This is a genomic window from Pontixanthobacter gangjinensis (genome assembly GCF_009827545.1).
In the GTDB taxonomy this organism is placed as follows: domain Bacteria; phylum Pseudomonadota; class Alphaproteobacteria; order Sphingomonadales; family Sphingomonadaceae; genus Pontixanthobacter; species Pontixanthobacter gangjinensis.
Map to the genome: position 1 here is coordinate 1,946,248 of NZ_WTYS01000001.1, position 18,402 is coordinate 1,964,649.

Annotated in this window: 20 protein-coding genes and 1 tRNA gene; 15 read left to right on the top strand and 6 right to left on the bottom strand. The window is 54.6% G+C overall.

Going from position 1 to position 18,402, the window contains the following annotated elements:
* Positions 1–267: 267 nt before the first annotated feature.
* Positions 268–343: transfer RNA gene (locus GRI36_RS09180), tRNA-Lys, on the top strand.
* Between the two features lie 269 nt (positions 344–612).
* Here GRI36_RS09180 and GRI36_RS09185 read toward each other — a convergent pair.
* Positions 613–930: a hypothetical protein gene (locus tag GRI36_RS09185; RefSeq protein ID WP_160598194.1), complete on the bottom strand. Its 318-nt coding sequence runs from the start codon at positions 928–930 to the stop codon at positions 613–615.
* 250 nt (positions 931–1,180) lie between these two features.
* On the opposite strand from GRI36_RS09185, the gene GRI36_RS09190 reads away from it, so the two are divergent.
* From GRI36_RS09190 to ribH, 3 genes are read left to right on the top strand one after another with little or no spacing between them, the layout of a single operon-like run.
* Positions 1,181–1,924 carry a multicopper oxidase domain-containing protein gene (locus tag GRI36_RS09190; RefSeq protein ID WP_160598195.1) on the top strand — a complete coding sequence of 248 codons (744 nt, stop codon included), beginning with the start codon at positions 1,181–1,183 and terminating at the stop codon, positions 1,922–1,924.
* Positions 1,921–2,412, top strand: a complete 492-nt coding sequence (locus GRI36_RS09195) for a hypothetical protein (protein ID WP_160598196.1) — start codon at positions 1,921–1,923, stop codon at positions 2,410–2,412. The genes GRI36_RS09190 and GRI36_RS09195 overlap by 4 nt, the downstream gene beginning before the upstream one ends.
* A gap of 31 nt (positions 2,413–2,443) precedes the next feature.
* Positions 2,444–2,866, top strand: a complete 423-nt coding sequence (gene ribH, locus GRI36_RS09200) for a 6,7-dimethyl-8-ribityllumazine synthase (RefSeq protein WP_160598197.1) — start codon at positions 2,444–2,446, stop codon at positions 2,864–2,866.
* Between the two features lie 24 nt (positions 2,867–2,890).
* Here ribH and eno read toward each other — a convergent pair whose 3' ends face one another.
* Positions 2,891–4,165, bottom strand: a complete 1,275-nt coding sequence (gene eno, locus GRI36_RS09205) for a phosphopyruvate hydratase (RefSeq protein WP_160598198.1) — start codon at positions 4,163–4,165, stop codon at positions 2,891–2,893.
* A 188-nt stretch (positions 4,166–4,353) separates the two neighbouring features.
* Here eno and GRI36_RS09210 point away from each other — a divergent pair, with 188 nt between their 5' ends.
* The 6 genes from GRI36_RS09210 (at position 4,354) to GRI36_RS09235 (ending at position 7,022) form a co-directional block, all read left to right on the top strand.
* Complete coding sequence (locus GRI36_RS09210; RefSeq protein ID WP_160598199.1) at positions 4,354–4,887, top strand: hypothetical protein; 534 nt, start codon at positions 4,354–4,356, stop codon at positions 4,885–4,887.
* A 25-nt stretch (positions 4,888–4,912) separates the two neighbouring features.
* Positions 4,913–5,314, top strand: coding sequence for a phage holin family protein (locus tag GRI36_RS09215; RefSeq protein ID WP_160598200.1), 402 nt, complete (start codon positions 4,913–4,915; stop codon positions 5,312–5,314).
* A complete protein-coding gene (locus tag GRI36_RS09220; protein ID WP_160598201.1) occupies positions 5,314–5,652 on the top strand; it encodes a hypothetical protein in 339 nt (112 codons plus the stop codon). The genes GRI36_RS09215 and GRI36_RS09220 overlap by 1 nt, the downstream gene beginning before the upstream one ends.
* A gap of 31 nt (positions 5,653–5,683) precedes the next feature.
* The gene (locus GRI36_RS09225; RefSeq protein WP_160598202.1) at positions 5,684–6,175 is read left to right on the top strand and encodes a hypothetical protein; all 492 of its coding nucleotides are present in this window, start codon (positions 5,684–5,686) and stop codon (positions 6,173–6,175) included.
* A gap of 108 nt (positions 6,176–6,283) precedes the next feature.
* The gene (locus tag GRI36_RS09230; protein ID WP_160598203.1) at positions 6,284–6,514 is read left to right on the top strand and encodes a DUF4170 domain-containing protein; all 231 of its coding nucleotides are present in this window, start codon (positions 6,284–6,286) and stop codon (positions 6,512–6,514) included.
* Between the two features lie 19 nt (positions 6,515–6,533).
* Positions 6,534–7,022 carry a GNAT family N-acetyltransferase gene (locus GRI36_RS09235; protein ID WP_160598204.1) on the top strand — a complete coding sequence of 163 codons (489 nt, stop codon included), beginning with the start codon at positions 6,534–6,536 and terminating at the stop codon, positions 7,020–7,022.
* A gap of 19 nt (positions 7,023–7,041) precedes the next feature.
* On the opposite strand, the gene greA is transcribed toward GRI36_RS09235, so the two are convergent.
* The 4 genes from greA to carA all read right to left on the bottom strand — a co-directional run bounded on the left by greA (position 7,042) and on the right by carA (position 12,530).
* Positions 7,042–7,509 (bottom strand): transcription elongation factor GreA, encoded by a 468-nt coding sequence (gene greA, locus GRI36_RS09240; protein ID WP_160598205.1) that lies wholly within the window; start codon positions 7,507–7,509, stop codon positions 7,042–7,044.
* Between the two features lie 110 nt (positions 7,510–7,619).
* Positions 7,620–10,943 carry a carbamoyl-phosphate synthase large subunit gene (gene carB, locus GRI36_RS09245; protein ID WP_160598206.1) on the bottom strand — a complete coding sequence of 1,108 codons (3,324 nt, stop codon included), beginning with the start codon at positions 10,941–10,943 and terminating at the stop codon, positions 7,620–7,622.
* Complete coding sequence (locus tag GRI36_RS09250) at positions 10,936–11,286, bottom strand: hypothetical protein (protein WP_160598207.1); 351 nt, start codon at positions 11,284–11,286, stop codon at positions 10,936–10,938. The genes carB and GRI36_RS09250 overlap by 8 nt, the downstream gene beginning before the upstream one ends.
* Positions 11,287–11,348: 62 nt before the next feature.
* The gene (carA, locus tag GRI36_RS09255) at positions 11,349–12,530 is read right to left on the bottom strand and encodes a glutamine-hydrolyzing carbamoyl-phosphate synthase small subunit (protein ID WP_160598208.1); all 1,182 of its coding nucleotides are present in this window, start codon (positions 12,528–12,530) and stop codon (positions 11,349–11,351) included.
* Between the two features lie 166 nt (positions 12,531–12,696).
* On the opposite strand from carA, the gene GRI36_RS09260 reads away from it, so the two are divergent.
* The 5 genes from GRI36_RS09260 (at position 12,697) to GRI36_RS09280 (ending at position 18,393) form a co-directional block, all read left to right on the top strand.
* Positions 12,697–13,149 (top strand): GatB/YqeY domain-containing protein, encoded by a 453-nt coding sequence (locus GRI36_RS09260; RefSeq protein ID WP_160598209.1) that lies wholly within the window; start codon positions 12,697–12,699, stop codon positions 13,147–13,149.
* The gene (locus tag GRI36_RS09265; RefSeq protein ID WP_160598210.1) at positions 13,146–13,874 is read left to right on the top strand and encodes a hypothetical protein; all 729 of its coding nucleotides are present in this window, start codon (positions 13,146–13,148) and stop codon (positions 13,872–13,874) included. Before GRI36_RS09260 ends, GRI36_RS09265 begins: the two co-directional genes overlap by 4 nt.
* Positions 13,875–13,927: 53 nt before the next feature.
* Complete coding sequence (dnaG, locus tag GRI36_RS09270) at positions 13,928–15,820, top strand: DNA primase (RefSeq protein ID WP_160598211.1); 1,893 nt, start codon at positions 13,928–13,930, stop codon at positions 15,818–15,820.
* 8 nt (positions 15,821–15,828) lie between these two features.
* Positions 15,829–17,844, top strand: a complete 2,016-nt coding sequence (rpoD, locus tag GRI36_RS09275; RefSeq protein WP_160598212.1) for an RNA polymerase sigma factor RpoD — start codon at positions 15,829–15,831, stop codon at positions 17,842–17,844.
* A 96-nt stretch (positions 17,845–17,940) separates the two neighbouring features.
* Positions 17,941–18,393, top strand: a complete 453-nt coding sequence (locus GRI36_RS09280) for an RpiB/LacA/LacB family sugar-phosphate isomerase (protein WP_160599155.1) — start codon at positions 17,941–17,943, stop codon at positions 18,391–18,393.
* Positions 18,394–18,402: the final 9 nt, after the last annotated feature.

An 18,402-nucleotide genomic window follows, 5' to 3' on the forward strand; every position in this document is an offset into this window, starting at 1 on the left:
AGTCTGCTCCAATCGCATTAAAGACTTCCCATAGAAAATACGACGCGGCAATTAGCTGATCTATACAAAAGCAACAGGTTGCAGACCGGTATGGCGCAACCCATTATCGTTCCGGCAGTCAGCAAGAAATGCTGTATGAAAACGCCTCATGTTCATGCGGTTATTAGCCATGCGACGATTTGGCTCTTTTAATCGGCAGTCGCCCCGCTATATGCGGCGCTCCGCAATCACAATGTTGATTCGCGAACCGCCGTTCAGTCGGCCGATGGACGCATAGCTCAGTTGGTAGAGCAGCTGACTCTTAATCAGCGGGTCCCAGGTTCGAACCCTGGTGCGTCCACCATAAATTCAATAACTTAGTGGATGATTGAAGGGAAATCTTTCAATCGAACCGGACATTGACCGGACGCATCAGTCAAAAACTTTATATGAGCGGATGGCTATTGGGTGCCATCCAAATTGCACCGAAGCAAAGTACCCCCATCGAATTGCTGCGAAGCTAGACCCCACCGGGGTGGCACCCCCCAATTCTGGCAAATGGGACCCAATCCCCCCTATTTACTATTCTGCGCGTCCGATGATCTACCGCCCAAAACACTTAAACCTTCCAATTCAGTGAGGACAATCTTGGCGGTTCACGCAAGTCGCCCCGGCGGCCATGCCTCTTGCAGCCCATTGTAGGAATAGAAATGCACCGAATGAAAATGCTCCTAAAAATTCGCCATAGTTCTCACGGACCCAACCTGCTGCGATGAATGCAAAAACTACAGAAAACCCAGTAGTTAAGACCCAAGTGCCAACTTGGACTCCACCTGATTTCCAAATACTCGGTGTTTGGAAAGAGTCTGTCATTTCATAGTAGATGCACATCCTGCCCCAAGTGCCCAAAACAAAGGCAAGTATGCCTGCGATTACCATCCAAATGGTCATAACGGTTCCCCTACCCCTTCGGTTTCCTGCCCGGCCACCTTGGCCCGGTTGCAAGCCCAAGTACGAAGGATGTCTGCTCCAATATCCTCAATTTTTGCAAGACTGCGGCTGCGCTCGGCCTTCGCCCCCTGCGTTTCTCGTCCGTGCTTATAGTTGGGGTGGGCGGTGCCCCGCTTAATGTTGTGCGCCAGCCTTGCACCGTGCATCCGGCATACCCTTTGCCCATAGCAAGCCGGTCCAACGAATATTGATGGCCCCCGGTAATCGCGCCGAATTTATGGTCAAAGGCGGAGATGCTGGAATCTACCGTCTGCGCGCTTTGCAATATGAACAAGGACACCCTGGCGGTGCGCGGCCCGAGAGGTTGCTCGCGACAATAAGCTCGTCCGGTCCAAGGCAAGATGATCCCATTCCGGGCAGGCTGGTCAATCCGCCCAAAATGCCCAACCAGCCCATTGCTCGCCGTCGAACGATCACCTTCAAAGGAGAGATTTCAGGCAATCATGAAATGCCAATGATGCATCATGAACCCGCTACTCCAAGAAAAATGCTCGGTATTACAGCGAATTGCGATGCGGCACCTGCTGCATGTGCACCTAAGCAACCCATGACCGGAATGCCGCCGGTAAAATTTACCCTAGACGGAAAAGTCTTTGATCTCGATCGGATAGATCAACATGTCGTAGCTGGTACTGTCGAGGAATGGACCCTGGTTAATCTTGATGTGTTCCAGCATCCGTTCCACATCCATGTGAATCCGTTCCAAATTGTTGCGATGAACGGGCAGCCGGTCGACGATCCGACCTGGTGGGATGTATTTCCGTTGCCGTCGAAAGGCAGTGTCACAATTCGCACTTACTTCCGGCCGGATATCACGGGCAAGACTGTCTATCACTGCCACATTCTGCCGCACGAGGATAATGGGATGATGGCAAACGTCTTCATCCACCCGGAAGGGACAGAACTCGATGCCAAGGGGGAGCCAAGAACATGAATCGTGCACACCGCAACCGAATGCTTGCAGAAGCTATCGCTTTGGCAGGTCTGCTCGCCCTCCCCGGCAATGCAAGCGAAGTTTATAAAGCAAGTGGATCTGAACTTTCAGAACGGCAGCCATATATTTTCGTGCAGCAACACAATGGGAAACCAGGACAGAAAATCCGCAAGGGGTGGCCGATTCAAGTGCAATTGCCCGGTAATCCAGCAATTTGGACATTTGACGCTAAGCAAAGCCGGAATGTCGTACCGCTGGGTAAAACGCTGGTCTATTCGCCAGACCGGATTGACGGGATGGAGTCGTTATTCATTTTTGACCTTGCTTTAGAGCTGGATGCAGAGGCCGGGCAAATGGGTGAGATTGTCTATACGACCGATGATCCCCTGCCTTCGCTAAACCGCGTTATCCCTAATCGGGTGTTCCGCGTGCAGTTCGAGATCATTGCGGATAAAAAGCCGGTTTCCCAATCCCGAACAGACCGCTAAGCGAGCCGCACAATATTACCGGAGTTACCAAATGGCGCGTTTTCTAATTGTCGAAGCCCGATTTTACGATGAGCTCAATGATATGCTGATTGCAGGCGCGCGTGCCGCTCTTGAAGAGGCCGGGCACGAGGTCGAAACATTGACCGTACCGGGCGCATTGGAAATTCCTGGCGCGATTGCTCTTGCCGCCGAAACCGATCACTATTCCGGTTTTGTTGCCATTGGCGTGGTTATCCGCGGTGAAACCTATCACTTTGAAATCGTCGCCGGTGAAAGCGCACGGGGTATTATGGCGCTGACAATGGATGGTATTGCGATCGGCAACGGTATATTGACCGTCGAGAATGAAGAGCAAGCGCTCGTTCGCGCCGATTCCGCGCAAAAAGACAAGGGCGGCGAAGCGGCTAAGGCGGCACTGGCGATGCTCGACCTGCAGGCCAGATTCGCGAGTTAAGCCTCAGGCATCAATGCGCTCTTTTCAGCCGAAGCAAGTGGCTCCGGCATAATGCGCGCTCGCGCCCAGCTCTTCCTCAATCCGGATCAACTGGTTGTATTTCGCAAGCCGGTCTGAGCGAGCTAGCGAGCCAGTTTTGATTTGCCCGCAATTGGTCGCGACTGCCAGATCGGCAATTGTAGCATCTTCGGTCTCACCCGAGCGGTGCGACATCACACTTGTGTAGCCTGCACGGTGGGCGATATTGACCGCCTCCAACGTTTCGGAAAGCGTGCCGATCTGGTTGACCTTCACCAACAGCGAATTGGCAAGGCCCTTCTCGATACCCATCGCTAAACGGGCCGGATTGGTCACAAAAAGATCATCGCCGACCAGCTGGACATCCTTGCCAATCTTATCGGTCAGCGCCCTCCAGCCCACAAAATCGTCCTCATCCATGCCGTCTTCAATTGAGCGGATAGGGTAATCATCGCACAGTTTGGCGAGGTAATCTGCCATTTCAGTAGGGTTGAGCGAAATATTTTCGCCTGCCAAAACATATTGGCCGTCCTTGAAGTACTCGCTCGAAGCGCAATCGAGAGCGAGCAGAATGTCCTCTCCAGGTTTAAAGCCGGCTTTCTCGATCGAGGCCATGATGAAGTCGAGCGCGTCGCGGGTGCTGGCGAGGTTCGGCGCAAAGCCGCCTTCATCACCAACCGCTGTGGCAAGCCCCTTGTCCGACAAGCCTTTCTTGAGCGTGTGGAATACTTCTGCGCCCCATCGCACTGCTTCAGCGATGCTGTCAGCCCCGACCGGCATGATCATAAATTCCTGAATGTCGATCGGATTGTCGGCGTGTTCCCCGCCATTGATGATGTTCATCATCGGCACGGGCAACACATGAGCGGACACGCCGCCAACATAGGACCAGAGCGGCAAACCACGAGCGTTGGCCGCTGCCTTTGCAATCGCCAGGCTGGTCCCGAGGATTGCGTTAGCGCCAAGACGGCTCTTATTGTCGGTCCCGTCGAGGTCGATCATAGCCAAGTCAAGGTCACGCTGGTCTTCAGCATCGAGGCCCAAGAGGGTATCGGCAATTTCGCCATTCACCGCCTCAACGGCCTTCGTCACACCCTTGCCCAGATAGCGGCTTTTATCGCCATCGCGCAATTCGACCGCCTCATGAGCTCCAGTGGAAGCACCAGACGGGACTGCGGCGCGGCCAAAACTGCCGTCTTCGAGCAATATATCGACCTCAACCGTCGGATTGCCTCTGCTGTCGAGGATTTCGCGGCCATGGATGTCGATAATGCCTGTCATGTTCGGGCTCCGAATATATTGGTGTTGTAAATTGCTAACACACCACCATATTGGCAGTGTATGAGTACGCAATTTAGGCCTTATTCGCAGGAACTAAACGGCGCAAGTTGCGTTGCAATACGGAAGGGTTAGAAACCGTATGCACGGCATTCTGACTCGCAAATATTTGACTCGCTAAAGGAAGAACCATGGCCGCCTCTAAAACTGAAACCACCAATAAGACCAAATCGACCAAGAAGCCCGCCGCCAAAAAAGTCGAAGCCAGCAGTACAGTCGACGCGAAAACGCGCTTCAGCGCGGCGCTCGACGAAGCGAAGGCAGGCGCTGCTGCATTGAAGGATGAAGCATCAACCCGTGCAGTCGCATATCGTGAGCAGGCTAAGGGTAAATCGGAAGATTGGGCTGGCGACGCAAAAGCACGTGCTGCTGACCTCGCTGTTGAAGCAAAATCCAAGGCAAGCGATGGCATTTCGTCGCTTGGAAAAGTTGTTTCTGAAAACGCTGCAGTGATCGATGAGAAACTCGGCGAAAAATATGGCGATTACGCCCGCACTGCGTCGCGTAAATTGCAGGAAACCTCTGCCAAGCTCGAAAGCAAAAGTGTGGAAGAACTTGGCGAAGAGGCACGCGAAGCCGTTCGCAAGAGCCCGGGAGTTGCTGTCGGTGTAGCAGCCGTTCTAGGCTTCATGATTGCCCGGATGTTCCGCGGCAAAAGCGAATAATAAGAATTAGTCGGGGGATCCGGGGATGCAAAATACAGACCTGCCCGACCGGCAGGATGACAACAATGTCGAACTAGACAACCTCGATCCCCCGCCCGTTCGTTCCCTAACTGACGACATCAATGCTCTGGTTGATGACGGTAAGACCTATGTCGAGGCGGAGCTTGCCTTTCAAAAGACTCGCTTGGCTCTCGTGGCCAATCGTAGCAAGTCTGGAATCGGGTTGGTTCTTGCTGCGCTTGCGTTTCTACATCTGGCGTTAATCGGACTGGTAGTCGGCGGCATTGTAGCACTAATACCTGTGATGGGACCGGTCGGGGCAATGCTAGTGGTTGTAGGCATCTTATTAATCGGAATGGCGGGATTCTTATTCGCCGCCAGAGGCAAATTTTCGAGCGTGTCTGCAGCATTCAAGGATGAAGGCTGATGTCAGACTCGCTTGAAATCCGGTTTAAAGAAGATCGAGCGCTCAGAAACGCGTCGCTCGCCTTGGTAAAAGCCGATCTGGCGTATCTCAAACTTGATTTGACGGCGAAAAGCATAGGTGGCCGCGTTGCCGATCGGCTTACTGAGGGCGCAGTCGATGTGTTTGAAGAGGCAACCCAGGCCGCCGATGATAACAAGGGCGTGTTGATAACCCTGATCGCCGCCGTCGGCGTTTGGTTTGCGCGCAATCCAATCCTGAGCCTGTTCAACGATGGTTTGGACCAGAGTGAAGATATAGAAACAGAAACTATACCCGGCGAGGACCCTCAACAGGTTTGATCCCGCCAAAACAAACTTTAGGAGTAAATACATGTCTAGCGAAGAAAAGCGTCAAGCGCTTAAAGCCAAAATCGAGGCGGCTGAAAGCCGCAATGCAGATCGCGGCATCGGCAACATCGCCCGCGAAGCGACCGATACAGCGACTAACTTCGTCAAAGAACATCCGATTGCTTCAATCGCAGGCGTGGCGGCAATTGGTCTGGCAATTGGTGCAATGACGAAACCGGGACGCAATGCTGGGCGTCAAGCAGGAAAGAAAGCTAGCGCCTTGGCGGCCTATGCGTCTGAAATAGGCATGGCCTATGCCACTGGCCTGCTAGATGCTGCCGGCGAAGCCGCTGCGACAGGTAAGGACAAGCTTGAAGACTTCAGTGACACAATTGGTGATAATGCTGGCGCGCTAAAGCGCCGCGCGACGTTCACGGGTGGTAATGCGGCAGCGGCAGCGAAAGCACTTTCTCGCAATGCCGGGAAAAAGGCGGGACGAAGCGCACGCGACATTCGGAGCCGCATTGGCAAGTAAACTCGGGTTCTACCAAAATGACAGAATGGCGTGACAGGCTTGCCTGCCACGCCATTTTCTTTATGGCGCGCTGGCACAAGCTCCCGATAAACTGAGAAAGCCGAATTGATGAAAGAGACTGAATTCACCCAGCCATTACACCTCGTTATGGGCGGAAAGGTTAGAGATCCTCGGTCGATGGAATTTCAGGACCCTGAAAGTATCCACGTTGTCGGCGTTTACAGCGATTATGACAATGCGGTCGAGGCTTGGCGCGGCAATGCACAACGGACCGTTGACGATGCTGAGATGAAATATGTGATTGTGCCACTGCACAAACTGCTCACTCCCGCACAATAGGTCGGCGCATAGGAGTCTCTTGGCGTATTCTCTCCGGCCATTTCACCCAAGTGACGCGGACAATTTGATCGAATTGCGCCGATTAGCGATCGAGCAAATTGGTATTTCCGCATATTCAAAGGACCAAGTCGAGGCCTGGGCTTCCAAGGTCGGGAATGCACAAGGTTTGCTAGCGCGTTTCGAGAATGGCGATCTGATTACGGTCGCATGCGATACTGCAGATCGTGCTATCGGTTATAGCTTACTCGGACCCGGCGGCCATCTCGATCACCTATATTGCCACCCCGAGCATACCGGCCAAGGTCTGGCCGACAAGCTACTGGCGCAATCGGAGCTGATCGCACGTCAGAATGGTGCCCGACAGCTTCACACGGAGGCCAGCGTTCTCGCTCGCCCCGCATTCTTACGTGCAGGATATATTGAGACTGAGAGGCGAGATTTCGAGATCGAATTCGGCGGCCGAAAAGTCCCGATACATAATTTCGCTATGGTGAAGCAGATCGGCTAAGCTCGCTTCACCACGTCGATTAAATATATTCGATTTTCTTGACGAGGTAGAATTTGTCACCTGAAGGGACAGTCACTTCGACTTCATCGTTCAAATTCTTGCCAATCAATGCGCGGCCCAAAGGCGAGCTAAATGAAATCCGACCGCCTGCGGCGTCAGCCTCGGTTTCACCGACAATCTGATACTTCTTTGGCTTGTCATCATCGTCAAGCAAAGTGACCGTCGCGCCGAACACGATCTTGTCGCCTGAAAGCGTCTTGGGATCGATGATCTGGGCGCGAGAAACTTTGCTCTCGATATCGCCAATCATCGCTTCGACTTGTCCCTGACGTTCTTTCGCCGCGTGATACTCCGCGTTCTCGGAAAGATCGCCGTGGGCACGTGCCTCCTCGATTGCATCGACAATTTTGGGGCGTTCTGCACGCAAAGCCTTGAGATCGGTAGTGAGCCGCTCATAGCCCTCGGCAAGCATTGGAACCTTATCCATCGTAACTCTCAATCTGCTAAAGTCTTGAACCGAATGACAATTCTAGACCATGCCGCCCCGTGTGGAGCGACCCTGATCCTGATGCAATGTCGGAAAAAGCCGTTTGTTTCCTAGCTATAATAGTCTTGCATTGACCGCACTTCAAGCTCGCTCGGCTTTACCGACTGAATCGCCTCTGCCGTGGCGAGCGATGCAGCCGCTGTTGTGTAGTATGGAATCTTCATTTGCAGCGCCGTTGCACGGATCGATTTGCTGTCGATCATGCTCTGCCAGCCTTCGGTAGTGTTTATCACCAATGCCACTTCGCCATCGATCATTCTGTCAACAATATGCGGTTGCCCCTCGGCCACCTTGTTCACCCGCTCAACCTGCAGGCCCTGCTCGGTCAAATACCGCTGCGTGCCGCCAGTCGCGATAATCGTGAAGCCGCAATCAATCAGCGTTTTGACCGCAGGGATGATAATCGGCTTATCGCCTTCCTTGACAGAAACGAACACCACGCCGCTTTCGGGCAAAACTACTCCTGCTCCCAATTGCGATTTCAGGAACGCGGTCGGGAAATCCTTGTCGATACCCATCACTTCGCCCGTTGATTTCATCTCGGGAGTAAGCACCGGATCGGCGCCGGGGAAACGGCCAAACGGGAACACGGCTTCCTTCACCGCCATATAGGGAAGGTCGCGCTTAAATGGTGGGAATGTTGCCAGCATCTCGCCCGCCATTACGCGGCTGGCGATTTTGGCGATGGGTTGGCCGATAGCTTTGGCCACAAAGGGAACCGTCCGGCTGGCGCGCGGGTTGACTTCGATGAGATAAACCTCGCCATCCTTCACCGCGAATTGGACATTCATTAAACCGACTACGCCCAGCGCGCGCGCCAGAGAATCCGCCTGACGCTCCATTTCCTCGACAATTTCAGCGGGCAGCGAATATGGCGGAATAGTGCAAGCGCTGTCACCGGAATGGACACCCGCCTCTTCAATATGCTGCATTACCCCAGCGACCGCGACATCGGTGCCATCACAAATCACATCAACATCGCATTCGATGGCGTCGCGGAGATATTGATCGACCAGGACCGGACTTTCGCCAGACACATTCACCGCCGTTTTGATGTAATCATCCAGCTGGGCTTCGCTGTCGACGATTTCCATCGCACGTCCGCCAAGCACATAAGACGGGCGTAGCAAAACTGGATAGCCGATGCGCGAGGCAACTGCGGCAGCTTCATCGCGGCTGTAAGCGATGCCGTTGTCCGGCTGCTTCAGTTTCAGTTTGCCAACCAGCTTTGCGAAGCGCTCGCGGTCTTCGGCAAGATCGATTGCATCTGGACTGGTCCCGAGGATCGGAATCCCCTCATCTTCCAGCGCCTGCGCCAATTTGAGCGGGGTCATGCCGCCAAATTGAACAATTACGCCTACCAGTTCGCCAGATTTTTGCTCTACGCGAAGGATTTCTAGGACGTCCTCCGCTGTCAGTGGCTCAAAATAAAGGCGGTCGGAGGTGTCATAATCGGTCGAGACTGTCTCTGGATTGCAATTGACCATGATGGTTTCAAAGCCGGCCTCGGCCAGCGCGAAACAGGCATGGACGCAGCAATAATCAAACTCGATGCCCTGCCCGATCCGGTTAGGACCGCCACCAAGAATGACGATTTTTCGCCGGTCGGAAACATCCGCCTCGCACTCAGCCGCACCGAATGTCGGGGCTTCATAGGTTGAGTACATGTAAGGCGTTATCGCCTCGAATTCAGCGGCGCAGCTGTCGATACGCTTGAACACTGGCAACACGCCGAGCTTATGACGAAGATCGCGGACTTCTTTTTCGGATGTCGCGCCGGCCATTGCTTGCAAGGCGTCATGCAGCAGGCCCGAACGGCGCGCTTGTGTTTCGCCCATCCCACCTGCAACGCCGACCGAGCGCACAGCCAATGTGGCCAGGCGTTTGTCGGAAAAGCCCATTGATTTCAGCCGGCGTAATCCGGCCGCATCGCCGGGAAGGCCATCGCGGGAGATGATTTTCTCTGCATCGATAATCTCTTCTATCTGGCGCAAAAACCAGCTGTCGTAGCCAGTGATGCGGTTCACTTCCTCGACGCTTAAACCCTCGCGGAACGCCTGCGCGACTTTCAAAATGCGGTCTGGTGTCCGTCGCGAAAGCGAGGCGGTGATGACATCATGGTGCACCCCCGCCAGCTCGGTAACGCGGTTGAAGCCATCCAGATCGGTTTCCAGCCCGCGCAAGGCCTTTTGCATCGATTCCTGAAAATTCCGGCCAATCGCCATCACTTCGCCGACCGACTTCATCGCTGTGGCGAGATCGTCAGTCGCACCTTTGAATTTCTCGAAAGCAAAGCGCGGGATCTTGGTGACGACGTAATCGATAGTAGGTTCGAAACTGGCCGGAGTAGCGCCGGTAATCTCGTTGGTAATTTCATCGAGCGTATAGCCCACCGCGAGCTTCGCCGCGACGCGCGCTATGGGGAAACCAGTGGCTTTGGATGCCAAAGCGGATGAACGCGACACGCGCGGGTTCATCTCGATCACAATCAACCGGCCATCAGCAGGATTAACCGCAAACTGGACGTTCGAGCCGCCGGTTTCGACGCCAATTTCACGCAGCACAGCGATGCTGGCATTGCGCATGATCTGGTATTCTTTGTCGGTCAGCGTCAGCGCGGGGGCTACGGTAATGCTGTCGCCCGTGTGCACGCCCATCGGATCGACATTTTCGATCGAACAAATGATGATACAATTGTCCTTGCGGTCGCGCACGACCTCCATCTCGTACTCTTTCCAACCGAGCAGCGATTCTTCGATCAGAACTTCTGTGGTGGGGGACGCGTCGAGACCGTCGCGAACAATCTTCTCGAACTCGGCCTTGTTATAGGCGATTCCGCCGCCGGTTCCCCCTAGTGTGAAGCTGGGGCGGATGATGCTGGGCAAGCCAGTGCGCTTGAGAATTTCCTGCGCTTCTTCGACCGAATGCGCCACGCCGCTGCGCGCGCTTTCTAGGCCGATCTTGTCCATCGCATCGCGGAATTTCTGGCGGTCTTCTGCTTTATCAATAGCTTCCGCATCCGCGCCGATCATCTGGACGCCGAATTTCTTCAGCACACCCGAGGATTCCAGCGACAAGGCGCAGTTGAGCGCGGTTTGCCCGCCCATCGTCGGCAGCACCGCATCGGGGCGCTCTTTCTCGATAATCTTGGCGACGATTTCGGGCGTGATCGGCTCGATATAGGTCGCGTCGGCAAATTCCGGATCGGTCATGATCGTGGCCGGATTGGAATTGACGAGGATGACGCGGTAGCCCTCCTCCTTCAGCGCCTTGATCGCCTGAGTGCCGGAATAATCAAACTCGCACGCCTGCCCGATGATGATCGGACCAGCGCCAATGACGAGGATGGAGGAGATGTCAGTACGTTTAGGCATTATTCACCAATTCAAAGAGGGTTAAAGCAACCGCTGTAACGCTTGCCAATCCGGCGATCGGCATCCACCAACGCCAGCTGGAAATTCGATCGAAAATTGGTCTTTGCTTAGCATCCAGTAGTGCATTCGCGACAGTTACCCCGCGCGGAGATATTTGAAATCGACTAGCGCCACGCGGGCTATCTGAATTCTCTATCTTTTCGTAATAGCTACCTAACTGAAGTTCCTGAAAGCGTTGAGATGCGAGTATTAGTTCGTCCAAATCGTAGCCGCTAGCTTGACTAGAGTTCAGCTGATCAACCAGCGGCGGAAGCGGATAAACATAATGGGGCGTTTGATTCATGTCGCTTTGATATATCGCTAGAAAGATAGACTTTTCACGCTTCGAGAGATTTGGAATTAGATTCACCCCAACATCCCCACGAACTTCTCGAACAGGTAGAAGCTGTCCATTGGTCCCGGCGATGCCTCGGGGTGATATTGCACACCGAACGCCCGTTTGCCCTTCAACGCAATGCCGCAGTTGGACCCGTCGAACAGGCTGACATGAGTTTGCTCGACCGTATCCGGCAGGCTGTCTGCATCCACCGCGAAGCCGTGGTTCATACTGGTGATCTCGACGAGGCCAGTTGTCTCGCCCCACCCATCCCCGACCCGCTGAACGGGATGGTTTGCACCGCGGTGGCCCTGATGCATTTTGGTGGTCTTTGCGCCCGCCGCAATCGCCAGCATCTGGTGGCCGAGGCAGATGCCGAACAGTGGCACATCCTGATCAAGCAGCGCCTTGATGACGGGCACCGCATAGACGCCCGTTGCCGCCGGATCGCCGGGGCCGTTGGAAAGGAACACGCCATCGGGATTATGCGCCATAATCTCCTCCAGTGTCGCTTTCGCCGGAACCACCGTAACCCGCGCGCCAGCCTTAACCAGATTGCGGAAAATATTGTCCTTCGCCCCGTAATCTATTGCGACCACGTGCGGTATAGCATCGCGGGAGGAGCGGCCATATCCATTGCCAAGCGTCCATGATCCGCCTTCCCAATTCTCGTCCTGATGCCGCGTCACGCGTTGAGACAGGTCCATGCCCTCCAGCCCGGCCCATTCCTGAGCGCGCTTGAGAAGCGCAGGGATATCAAACTTACCCTCTGGCGAATGGGCGATCACGGCGTTGGGCGCGCCCGATTTGCGGATGCGGCGGGTCAATGCGCGCGTATCGACACCTGAAATGCCGATCTTCCCCTTTGCTTCCATCCATTCGTTGAAGGTCTGTTCGGCGCGAAAATTGGCTGGTGCGGTTATGTCTTCGCGCACAACGCAGCCAACCGCGCTTTCGACTTTGCCTTCTACGTCTTCGGCGTTTGCCCCGACATTGCCGATATGCGGGAATGTGAAAGTCACGATCTGCGCGGCGTAGGAAGGATCGGTCATCACTTCCTGATACCCGGTCATCGCAGTGTTGAAGCACACTTCGCCCACCGCATCGCCAGCGGCGCCAAAGCCCCTGCCCCAGACGACCGATCCATCGGCCAATACCAATACGCCAGTCGCGTCTTTGGGTTGCGCAGGCGTTGAGGCGGCGTGGGCCATATTGGCGCTCCGAGTGCTTAGATTTCCGGCGATGTTGCTAAGACCTAGCGGCTAATGACCGGCGTTGATTCCGTCAAGCTGTGCAGAGCCGGAATGTTACGTTATTGGCAATGCATCACCAGCTTTGAGCCATATTCGGCCAAATAATCCACAGGATGCCCCATAAATGCTTCGCGATACGATCAAATCCGCCACCATCACCTCCATGAAAGCCGGTGACAAGGAACGCACCGCCACGCTCCGCCTGATCGGCGCGAAGATCAAGGACCGCGATATTGAATTGCGGACTTCGTCCAAAGAGGTCGATGACGAGGCATTAGTAATCGAAGTTCTGCAAAAAATGGGCAAGCAGCGGCGCGAATCGATAACCATGTTTGAACAAGGTGGCCGGACTGAGCTTGCTGCAAAGGAGCAGTTCGAACTGGCGGTAATCGAGGAATTTTTGCCCCAGCAAATGAGCGAAGATGCAACCCGCGCCGCAATCGAGGACATCAAAACGGCCTTAGGCGCTGATTCCATTAAGGATATGGGCAAAGTTATGGCGGAACTAAAGGCTCGCCACAGCGCTGAACTCGATATGAGCAAAGCCAGCGCGCTGGTGAAGGAGAGCCTGACATGAAAACTATAACAACCTTATTCGCCGCAACTGCCGCCCTGTCGTTGGCAGCCTGTTCGGCAGAACCAGATACCGACGTGACCGATATTGAAGGCCCTGCCAAATCCGAAGGCGAAGCAGCGGCAATTGCTGCGGCCCTGCCTGCTGGCGATTTTATGGATTTAGAATTGGGCGCGAAAATCGTCGGGCCGCAGGGGCCTGAGGTGACGGGAACGCTCAGCAACGCAGAGGGCAGTTTTGCCGACATCCGTTCTTTCGTCGCCTGCCCTGCCGGAATGGACCCGTGCGATCCGAAAACCGCGCCAGAAGGCACGGTCTTCACTTATGTCCATGTAATCTATCCAGGTGAGGATAACGAGAAAAACACAGGCAGCGGCGCTGGCAATGATTCTTCCGATATTGAACGGGCAAGCGCGTTCAAGATGATGCGCGCCGCACATGGCTTCACGGGCACTGTCGGATATTCCAAAGCAGAGGCATTGGCGGCGGTTGGCGCAAAAGCTGACGTTGTCATCACCTGTAAGGATGGCGCGCTGATCTGGTCAGTTGAAGCTGGCGGCGGCGGTGACCAATGGGAACAAGCTGAACCGATTACCTTTTATTGGCAATCGACGCTGCCTCCTGCTGGTCCGGCCGATGCATATGCGATTGATGCAAACTACGCCAAAGCGACCGGCCCCGGACCATATCCGGCAGATAAAGCAGGCACGACCAACGCTTGTCTGTGAGCAGCTTGATTGGCGGACTAGAGAAAAGCAGATTTTGGGCATAGTGGAGAAGCATGGCGCTTTCTCCCCAATGGCTTGACGAACTCCGTGCGCGGGTGACGCTTTCGAGCGTTATCATGCGCACGGTCAAGCTGCAGAAAGCAGGGCATGAATGGAAAGCGTGCTGTCCATTCCATAATGAAAAGTCCCCAAGCTTCACCGTCAGCGACCAAAAAGGGTTCTATCACTGCTTCGGCTGTCAGGCGCACGGCGATATAATTAGCTGGATGACCGACCAGCGGGGCCTGTCATTTATGGACGCGGTCAAGGAACTCGCGGCGGAAGCCGGAATGGAAGTTCCCGCAGCAGACCCCGGCTCAGCCCAGCGCGCCGAACAACGCGCAGGTTTGCATGACGTTATGCAGGCGGCGCAAGATTGGTTTGCTCAAAATCTGCAAGGCAACGGTGGTTCAGGAGCGCGCGATTATCTGAAAACCCGCGGATTTGATGCGCATACGGTTTCGCGCTTCGGCTTTGGCTTTGCGCCTTCAGAGCGTCAGGCGATGAAGTTGGCACTGTCCCACTATGAAGAACTGATGCTGATCGAAGGCGGGTTGCGCATCGTTGTTGACGATAAGGAGCCTTACGACAGGTTCCGGTCGCGCCTGATGCTTCCGATCCATGATGCACGGGGGCGCGTGATTGCCTTCGGCGGACGGATCTTGGAGGCGAACACCAAAGCGCCGAAATATCTCAACTCCCCTGACACGCCGTTGTTCGATAAAGGAAGCACGCTCTACAATCTCCACCGTGCAGGCCCTGCCTCACGTCAGACCAACCGCTTGGTCGTGGTGGAAGGTTATATGGATGTGATTGCGCTGGCGGCTGCAGGCATCGAAGATGCGGTTGCTCCCTTGGGAACGGCGCTAACTGAACGGCAACTCGAAATGCTGTGGCGGATGGTAGAAACTCCAGTGCTGTGTTTTGATGGCGACGCAGCCGGACAACGTGCTGCCATGCGCGCTGTATCGCGGGCTTTGCCAATGCTGCGCCCTTCCCACTCGTTGCGCATTGTCAGCCTACCAGCTGGCCTCGACCCCGATGATCTGCTGATCCAGCGAGGCCGCAAGGCAATGGATGATTTGCTGAATAATGCGGCATCTTTGCTTGACACTTTGTGGACATATGAACGGGATCTTCAGCCGCTTAATTCTCCGGAAGACAAAGCAGGACTGAAATCACGCCTCCTCGGTCATGTGGATACGATTCAGGACCAAGACATCCGTGCACTCTATAAACGGGAATTACTCGAGCGTTTTTCTGCATTTGCTTTCCCACCACGAGAACGCAAACCTTGGGTAAAACGCGATTGGAGGCCCGGTGGTTTCAAGCAGCCCAATCCATCGCTCTCACCAGAGGCGTCAACCCGCCTAAAACGCGCCAGCAGCGGGGGTAGCCGCGACATCTTGGCCACAGCTGTCGTGGCAGGCTTAGCACGTTTTCCCGATCAGGTTTTGCGTCATTCAGAGCCGCTGGGTCGCTATGCAGAAAGCGACCAGCGCCTCGGACCTGTAATTGATTCGTTGATAGAAGCAGCAGAAACGCTTGAAGTAGGCGACATATCCCCCATATTGATCCCAGAAAGTATCGTTCCACCCTCGGATGAAACCCGTTTCTCCTTCCTTCGTGAAGGTATCGATCCGAAAGCGGCTTGTGACGATCTTGCTGAAGCCGTGTCACTGCTGGTCGAAAGACCCGCACTGGAAGCCGCGCTCGCGGCCGCCACTGCGCGTTTTGAAACCGATCCCGAAGGCGCTTTCGCCGAACAGCAACGTCTGTTGAAACGAAAGCTGGAATTTGAGACGCGACTCGGGCAAATGGTAAGCGAAAGGGCAGCGAGAGCGGCCCTCAATGATTCAGATCGTCAAACACCCAATACGGGTCAAGACGGCACAGAAACGGACTGATCAATTCTATGGCCGCCGATGCGAAGACCAAAGACAAAGAAGATGCTCCTCTGATCGACCTCAACGAGGGGTCGATTAAGAAGCTTCTCTCCAAAGCCAAGAAAAAAGGCTACATCACCTATGATGAGCTGAACGAGGCTTTGCCGCAGGATAAGATGGACACCGACCAGATCGAAGACGTGATGTCGGCGATCAGCGAGATGGGCGTCAATATCGTCGAGAATGACGAAGAAGCCGAAGCGGAAAAAGAGCAAGAATCCGAAGTTGAAGAAATCAGCGTCGGCAAGGAAAACAAGAAACCTGTCGTCGCGACGCGCAAGCTGGCTGCCGGTGAACGCACCGATGATCCGGTTCGCATGTATCTGCGCGAAATGGGCGCTGTCGAGCTGCTCAGCCGCGAAGGTGAAATCGCAATCGCTAAGCGAATCGAAGCCGGGCGCGATATGATGATTATCGGCCTTTGCGAAAGCCCGATCACTTTCCACGCGATTATCCATTGGTCCGAAGCGCTGAACGCGGAAGAAATGCAATTGCGGGAGATTCTCGATCTTGACGCAATGCTTTCGAAAGAGCCTCCCGTCGACAAGATGGAAGAGGGCGAAGATGACGATGACGGCGAGATTTCGGAAGAAACCGCCGGCCCCACCATACGTGATGATGATGAGGATGAAGACGACGATTCGGACAGCGATTCGGATGATGAAGACGGCGAAGAAGGCACTTCCAAGAAGCGCGACGATGATGAGGAAGAGGATAACACCCTCTCGCTTGCACAGATGGAAGCCGCGCTAAAGCCGGAAGCTCTCGAAACATTCGCGCGCATCACCAGCATGTTCAAGAAATTCGAAAAGCTGCAAGCGGAACGCGTCGATACTCTTGGCGCAGGCAATGAATTTCCTGCCGCAAAAGAAAAGAAATACGAGAAAATGCGCGAAGACCTCACTGCCGAGGTCGAAAGCGTGCAATTCCACGCGACCAAAATCGAGTTTCTGGTCGACAATCTTTACGCCTTTAACCGGCGCTTGACTGCGCTGGGTGGCCAGATGCTGCGACTTGCGGAGCGTCACAAGGTTAAGCGGATCGATTTCCTTAATGCCTATATCGGCAACGAGCTCGATGATGGTTGGCTGCAGGATAAAATCAAGAAAGACAAAAAATGGGCTGCCTTCGCCGAGAAAGAAGCCGATTCGGTAGAACGCATCCGCGCTGAAATTGCGGATATCGCCAGCCAGACCGGCATGAGCCTGCCCGAGTTCCGCCGCATTGTGAACATGGTGCAAAAGGCCGAGCGCGAAGCCCGTATCGCCAAGAAAGAAATGGTTGAGGCGAATCTTCGCCTGGTTATTTCGATCGCCAAAAAATATACCAACCGCGGCCTGCAATTCCTTGATCTTATTCAAGAAGGCAACATCGGCCTGATGAAGGCGGTTGATAAATTTGAATACCGCCGTGGCTACAAATTCAGCACCTATGCGACTTGGTGGATACGCCAGGCGATTACGCGTTCGATTGCCGATCAGGCGCGGACAATCCGTATTCCGGTCCACATGATTGAAACGATCAACAAGCTTGTCCGGACAAGCCGTCAGTTCCTCCACGAGCAAGGCCGTGAGCCAACACCGGAAGAAATGGCCGAGCGTCTATCGATGCCGCTTGAGAAGGTCCGCAAGGTGATGAAGATTGCCAAGGAACCGATCAGCCTTGAGACACCGATTGGCGACGAGGAGGATTCACATCTCGGTGACTTCATCGAAGATAAGAACGCGATCATTCCAGTAGATGCCGCCATTCAGGCCAATCTGAAGGAAACTGTGACCCGCGTCCTGGCCTCCCTCACCCCGCGTGAAGAACGTGTGCTGCGAATGCGTTTCGGTATCGGCATGAACACCGATCACACACTGGAAGAAGTTGGCCAGCAATTTTCGGTTACCCGCGAACGGATCCGCCAAATCGAGGCAAAGGCGCTACGCAAGCTGAAGCATCCTAGCCGTAGCCGCAAAATGCGGAGCTTCTTGGACCAATAGGCAAAGCGGTCCGTCGAAAAGTCGATGAAGCGGGTGGCCTAGCCGCCCGCTTTTTCGTATGTGGCCCCTATCCCATCGAACGAGCCGGACATGACCATGCGCCTAGCGATTGCATCAGACCACGCTGCCACTGACCTGAAGGCCGAATTGCGTGATTGGTTGATTGAATCGGGTTATGAAGTGGCGGACCTTGGCCCCGATATTGGCGAAAGCGTCGATTATCCTGATTACGGTTACAAGCTCGCATCGATTGTCGCCGATGGCACTGCCGAACGCGGTATCGCGCTGTGCGGGTCGGGGATCGGCATTTCCATTTCGGTCAACCGGAACACTGCCGTTCGCTGCGCGCTTGTATCCGAACCGCTAAGCGCCGCTCTTGCCCGCGAACATAATGACGCAAACTGCATCGCAATGGGTGCACGCTTGACTGGCATCGAGATGGCCAAAGCCTGTATCACTGCCTTTCTAGAGACCGAATTCGCCGATGCCGGCAATGCTGATGGGCGCCACCAGCGCCGCGTTTCCAAACTTTCCAATCCTAGCTGCTGAGTAGTCTTG

What these genes read in the sequence shown, in the direction of transcription:
- GRI36_RS09195 (WP_160598196.1), top strand. Translation starts at nt 1,921, where the DNA reads ATGAATCGTGCACACCGCAACCGAATGCTTGCAGAAGCTATCGCTTTG.
- GRI36_RS09185 (WP_160598194.1), bottom strand. Translation starts at nt 930, where the DNA reads ATGACCATTTGGATGGTAATCGCAGGCATACTTGCCTTTGTTTTGGGC.
- GRI36_RS09260 (WP_160598209.1), top strand. Translation starts at nt 12,697, where the DNA reads ATGCTTCGCGATACGATCAAATCCGCCACCATCACCTCCATGAAAGCC.
- GRI36_RS09190 (WP_160598195.1), top strand. Translation starts at nt 1,181, where the DNA reads ATGGCCCCCGGTAATCGCGCCGAATTTATGGTCAAAGGCGGAGATGCT.
- ribH (WP_160598197.1), top strand. Translation starts at nt 2,444, where the DNA reads ATGGCGCGTTTTCTAATTGTCGAAGCCCGATTTTACGATGAGCTCAAT.
- greA (WP_160598205.1), bottom strand. Translation starts at nt 7,509, where the DNA reads ATGGATAAGGTTCCAATGCTTGCCGAGGGCTATGAGCGGCTCACTACC.
- GRI36_RS09210 (WP_160598199.1), top strand. Translation starts at nt 4,354, where the DNA reads ATGGCCGCCTCTAAAACTGAAACCACCAATAAGACCAAATCGACCAAG.
- GRI36_RS09250 (WP_160598207.1), bottom strand. Translation starts at nt 11,286, where the DNA reads ATGAATCAAACGCCCCATTATGTTTATCCGCTTCCGCCGCTGGTTGAT.
- dnaG (WP_160598211.1), top strand. Translation starts at nt 13,928, where the DNA reads ATGGCGCTTTCTCCCCAATGGCTTGACGAACTCCGTGCGCGGGTGACG.
- GRI36_RS09265 (WP_160598210.1), top strand. Translation starts at nt 13,146, where the DNA reads ATGAAAACTATAACAACCTTATTCGCCGCAACTGCCGCCCTGTCGTTG.
- carB (WP_160598206.1), bottom strand. Translation starts at nt 10,943, where the DNA reads ATGCCTAAACGTACTGACATCTCCTCCATCCTCGTCATTGGCGCTGGT.
- rpoD (WP_160598212.1), top strand. Translation starts at nt 15,829, where the DNA reads ATGGCCGCCGATGCGAAGACCAAAGACAAAGAAGATGCTCCTCTGATC.
- GRI36_RS09225 (WP_160598202.1), top strand. Translation starts at nt 5,684, where the DNA reads ATGTCTAGCGAAGAAAAGCGTCAAGCGCTTAAAGCCAAAATCGAGGCG.
- carA (WP_160598208.1), bottom strand. Translation starts at nt 12,530, where the DNA reads ATGGCCCACGCCGCCTCAACGCCTGCGCAACCCAAAGACGCGACTGGC.
- GRI36_RS09230 (WP_160598203.1), top strand. Translation starts at nt 6,284, where the DNA reads ATGAAAGAGACTGAATTCACCCAGCCATTACACCTCGTTATGGGCGGA.
- GRI36_RS09215 (WP_160598200.1), top strand. Translation starts at nt 4,913, where the DNA reads ATGCAAAATACAGACCTGCCCGACCGGCAGGATGACAACAATGTCGAA.
- GRI36_RS09280 (WP_160599155.1), top strand. Translation starts at nt 17,941, where the DNA reads ATGCGCCTAGCGATTGCATCAGACCACGCTGCCACTGACCTGAAGGCC.
- eno (WP_160598198.1), bottom strand. Translation starts at nt 4,165, where the DNA reads ATGACAGGCATTATCGACATCCATGGCCGCGAAATCCTCGACAGCAGA.
- GRI36_RS09220 (WP_160598201.1), top strand. Translation starts at nt 5,314, where the DNA reads ATGTCAGACTCGCTTGAAATCCGGTTTAAAGAAGATCGAGCGCTCAGA.